The 4719-nt window shown below is 62.1% G+C and carries 5 protein-coding genes; all 5 read left to right on the top strand.

Annotated features, from left to right (window positions below; all coding sequences use genetic code 11):
• A partial coding sequence (locus O2807_12100) for an alpha/beta hydrolase (protein MDA1001240.1) occupies positions 1–490 on the top strand: 490 nt, incomplete at its 5' end.
• A gap of 177 nt (positions 491–667) precedes the next feature.
• Positions 668–1486 (top strand): MBL fold metallo-hydrolase, encoded by an 819-nt coding sequence (locus O2807_12095; GenBank protein ID MDA1001239.1) that lies wholly within the window; start codon positions 668–670, stop codon positions 1484–1486.
• 27 nt (positions 1487–1513) lie between these two features.
• Positions 1514–2323, top strand: a complete 810-nt coding sequence (locus O2807_12090; GenBank protein ID MDA1001238.1) for an MBL fold metallo-hydrolase — start codon at positions 1514–1516, stop codon at positions 2321–2323.
• 44 nt (positions 2324–2367) lie between these two features.
• Complete coding sequence (locus O2807_12085; GenBank protein MDA1001237.1) at positions 2368–4323, top strand: AMP-binding protein; 1956 nt, start codon at positions 2368–2370, stop codon at positions 4321–4323.
• 52 nt (positions 4324–4375) lie between these two features.
• The coding region (locus tag O2807_12080) for a hypothetical protein (GenBank protein ID MDA1001236.1) at positions 4376–4719 on the top strand (344 nt) is incomplete at its 3' end.

The following is a 4719-nucleotide window of genomic DNA, read 5'->3' as shown; positions in this document are numbered from 1 at the left end:
GAAGCGACTCGTCCTGGACGCCTTCGTCTGGACGGGAAAAGGCAGCCCCACCCTCGCCGATCGGAAAAAACGCTTCGCGGGCGTCGCCCCCGAATCCCGGCGGCCGGTGAACCGCAAGTTCATCGAATCCATCTTCACCCGCGACCATCCCGGGACCGTCTACCCCGACGTGGTCAAGGCTTTCGCACGGGCCGTCTGCGAACTCGACGAGAGCATCCCGAACGGCACTTATATCGACATGTGCGAGCGGCTCCCCTTGGTGGACCCGGAGAAGATCGCCTCTCCCACTCTCATCACTCGCGGGCAGTACGATGGCATCGCCTCCTTCGAGGATATTCTGTCCTTCTTCGAGCGGCTCCTGAATCCGGACAAGCAGCTCGCCGTCATGCCGGGCATCGCCCACGCCAGCCTTCAGGAGAAAAACCGCCTCATCGCCTACGGCCTGATCGAGGGCTTCTTCAGCCGGGAGGAGCCGATCTACAGGGGATAAGTTTCCTTTCCCCGGACGGGGAAACCTGCTTGATCCCCTCCGGGCGAGGGGATATAAATTAGGGTCAATCTGACAGCGCAATATGCAACGAAAGTCTTTTTCGGCTTTTTCCCGAATGGGCGCAGGGAGCCGGGAAGATCAAAAATGTCATTTCGATAATCACCGACAGGAGAAAGCATGGAAACCCAGGACTGGTACAGCGTCACCGAGTTCGCTCCCGGAAGCTACCAGATCACCGAAGCCGGGCGCTTCAAGATGTTCTTCCTCCTCGGCAAGGAAAAGGCGCTTTCCATCGACGGCGGCATCGGCATCGGCAACCTCCGCAAGCTCCAGGAAAGCATCACCGACCTCCCCATCGAGCACATCCTCACCCATACCCACTGGGACCATGTGGGATCGGCCTACCGGTGGAACAAGGTGGCCGTCCACCCCAACGGCAAGAGCATGCTGGCGCAGGATCTCTCGAAGATGACCCAGGGCTTCGTGAAAATGTGGACCGGCGGCGGAAACAAATTCCCCGACTGGTTCGACGCAGACCAGTACGCGATCAAGCCCGCCACCTTCGGCTCGACCCTGCAGGAAGGCGACACGATTGATTTGGGCGGCAGGGTGCTCAAAATCTACGACACCCCGGGCCACTCCCCCTGCAGCATCTCCCTCTACGACGAGAAGGAGAAGATCCTCGTCTCGGGCGATCTGGTCCGTCCCGAGGAGTGCCTCTTCCTCCAGGTGCCGACCGCCGTGCTCTCCGACTACATCCCCTCGCTACGGAAGATGGAAAAGCTCGCCTCCGAGGTCGAGGTCCGCTGGATCACCTCGGGCCACACCGAGCCCTACGCCGATCCCTCCATCATCGGAGAGATGGCCGGCTTCCTTGAGGACATCCAGGCCGGCAAGCCGGATTTCGTAAAAAAAGAAGTCCCCACGTGGGGCGAGATAGACGAATACGAAATGCCCCGCATCAAGGTCTGGATCAACGACAAGGCCCGCAAGTAGGCGCGCGCGGCGGCGAAAGGAATCGAGATGGCACAGCCCTGGTACCGGGTCGAGGAGATCGCACCGGGCACCTACCAGATCACCGAGGGGGGCCGCTGGAAGATGTTCCTCCTCCTCGGCGGGGAGAAGGCGCTGGCCGTGGACGGCGGGGTGGGCATCGGAAACTACCGGGCCCTTTGCGAGAGCCTGACCCGCCTGCCCCTCGAGCACATCCTCACCCACACCCACTGGGATCACATCGGCGCGGCGCACCAGTGGGAGAGCGCCGGGGTCCACCCCAACGGCCGGGACCGCCTGGCGGTGGACTACACCGAGGTCTGCCGGAACCTCATCGCCACCTGGGGGGACGGCCTGCCCTTCCCCGGGGAATTCGACCCCGGTACCTTCACCATCCCGCCGGCCACCCCCGGCCGGGATGTCAAAGAGGGCGATGTTTTCGATCTCGGCGGAAGGCGGATTCGCGTCTACGACACCCCGGGGCACTCCCCCTGCAGCGTCTCCCTCCTCGATGAAAAAGAGGGCGTTCTCATCACGGGCGATCTCGTCAAGCCCTTCCAGCCGCTCTACCTGCAGGTGCCCACCGCCGTCCTCAGCGACTACGGCCCCTCGCTTCGCAAACTCGAAACCATCGCCTCCGAGGTGAAGTGGGTCTGTTCGGGACACACGGACGCCTTCTCGGACGCCTCCATCATCGGCGAGATGGCCGAGGCCATCGAGCGCATCCAGGAAAACACCTACGATCCGCCCCGCAAGCTGAAGACGCCGGGCTTCGGGGTCGTGGACGCCTACATGGGCACGCGCTTTTCGGTGTGGATCAACGACCACGCGAGAAAATAATCCCCGCCCCGCGGCGGGCAGGTCGATCAGGAGACGATGACCCGATGAGCGATTCCGACATCATCTGGCGGCCGAGCCAGGATTTCATCGAGAACAGCCACATCGCCCAGCTGATGAAAAAAACGGGCCATGCGGATGTCAGGGAATTCCTCCAGTGGTCCTGGGATGCGCACGAAAAATTCTGGGAGACCATTACCGAAGATCTCGGCATGGCCTGGTACAAACCCTACGACAAGATTCTGGACATGGGCCGGGGCTTCCCCTGGGCGAAGTGGTACATCGGCGGAGAGACGAACGCCGTCCTCAACTGCATTGACCGCCACCTCGAAGGCGAAAGGCGGGATCAAACCGCTCTCATCTGGGAGGGCGACGGCGGCGAGGTACGGAAATTCACGTACGCGGAACTCTCTGCGGAAGTCTCCCGCCTCGCGAACGCCATGCGTGCGGCGGGCCTGAAGCCGGGCGATCGGGCGGGCATCTTTCTTCCCCTCGTCCCCGAGGCCGCCATCGCCATGTACGCCTGCTTCAAGATCGGGGTCGCGATGATGCCGGTTTTCTCCGGCTTCGGCCCCGAGGGCCTCGCCGAGCGGCTCGACCATGCCGGCGCGCGCATCCTCTTCACGGGCGACGGCGCCGTCCGCCGGGGAAAGAAAGTGCCCATCAAGGCAACCGCCGACGAGGCCCTTCGCCGCGGCACCCAGGTGGAAAAGGTCGTTGTCGTCCGGCGCTCCGGCGAGGATGTGCCCATGGAAGCGGGCCGGGATATCTACTGGGACGACTTCACCTCCGGCCACTCCGATCAGGCCGAGACCGAGCGCCTCCCGGGCGACGCCCCCTCCATCATCCTCTACACCTCGGGCACGACCGGAATGCCCAAGGGCTGCGTCTACGGCCACGCGGGGCTGCTCTCGGGCCCGGGCCGCGATCTCCGCTACGCCTTCGACATGCGCGAGGGCGACACCATGTTCTGGGTGACCGACTTCGGCTGGGTGATGGCGCCCTACGAGCTGATCGGCGCGCACTTCAACGGCCACGCCTGCATGCTCTACGAGAGCGTGCCGAACCACCCGGAGCCCGACCGCCTCTGGCAGGTGGTCTCCGATCACCAGATCTCCCATCTCGGCGTCTCGCCCACCGCCATCCGCATGCTCATCAGCGCCGGGGACAAATGGGTGGAGAAGCACGACCTTTCCTGTCTGCGCGTCCTCGGCTCCACCGGCGAGCCCTGGGACCCGAAGTCCTACAAATGGTTTTTCGAGAAGGTGGGCGGCGGCCGGTGCCCCATCATGAACATCACGGGCGGCACCGAGATCGGCGGCTGCCTCCTCCAGCCGCTGCCCGTCATGGCGCTCGCCCCCGGCACCGTCGGGATGCCCGCCATGGGGACGGACTGCGACATCTTCGATGAGGAGGGAAACTCCATCAGCGGGAGCGCGGGCGAGGTGGGCTATCTCGTCCTCAAAAAACCCATCCCCTCCCTCACGCAGAGCTTCTGGAAGGACGATGCGCGCTACATCGAGACCTACTTCTCCAAATGGGGGGAGGGGGTCTGGAACCACGGCGACTGGACCCGCGTGGATGCGCACGGCCTGTGGCATCTCCAGGGAAGGGCGGATGACACCATCAAGGTGGCGGGCAAGCGCGTGGGCCCGGCCGAGGTCGAGGCCGAGCTCATCAAGCACCCGGCCGTCGTGGAATCCGCCGTCGTGGGGCTGCCGCACGATCTCAAGGGCCAGACGCTGGGCTGCTTCGTCGTCCTCGCGGATGGGTATGAGCCCTCGGACGCACTCCGCGAGGAACTCAAGGATCAGACGGTGGACTATCTCGGCAAGAGCTTCCGGCCCGACATCGTGAAATTCGTCAAGGCGCTCCCCAAGACCCGCTCCGCCAAGATCGTCCGCGGCGCCATCAAGAAAGTCTATCTCGGCGAGGAAGTGAACCTCGACCCCAACTCGCTGGAGAACCCGGAGAATTTGGAAGCGATCAAAGAGGCGATATAAAACATGATTTGCCACCACTGGCTAGACATTACTCAAACTAAGAGAGTAACTGATGCCCCTCATTAGCCTTTGGCAAGCCAATCCCAATGCTGTTCAAGAAATGTCAATTGAGCAGATTGTTGTGACTGCAGGTGATGGCCGACTTTTAGATAAGTCTGAATGCCAGCAAGAATTGAGAGAATATCTTCGTCAAGTCAGCATCGAAACACTTGAGAAATATGCCAACCATTGCCTTAACTCGTCTTTCAACAAGAGTGGAATAGTTCTTCAAGACATCACCAATGAACTTGGTCGACGCCTTGAATACAAAGTCACCAATGGCCGCTACCAAGGAACATCGTCGGAAATAGGATATGACGGTCTCTGGGAAGACCCGTCTCTGCCTGGAATAGTAGT

The organism is bacterium, assembly GCA_027622355.1.
Taxonomy (GTDB): domain Bacteria; phylum UBA8248; class UBA8248; order UBA8248; family UBA8248; genus JAQBZT01.
Note: the sequence above shows the minus strand (reverse complement) of the source record. Positions and strands in the feature narration are given on the sequence as shown.

Coding starts and splice junctions, on each gene's coding strand:
- O2807_12085 (MDA1001237.1), top strand. CDS start 2,368: ATGAGCGATTCCGACATCATCTGGCGGCCGAGCCAGGATTTCATCGAG.
- O2807_12090 (MDA1001238.1), top strand. CDS start 1,514: ATGGCACAGCCCTGGTACCGGGTCGAGGAGATCGCACCGGGCACCTAC.
- O2807_12095 (MDA1001239.1), top strand. CDS start 668: ATGGAAACCCAGGACTGGTACAGCGTCACCGAGTTCGCTCCCGGAAGC.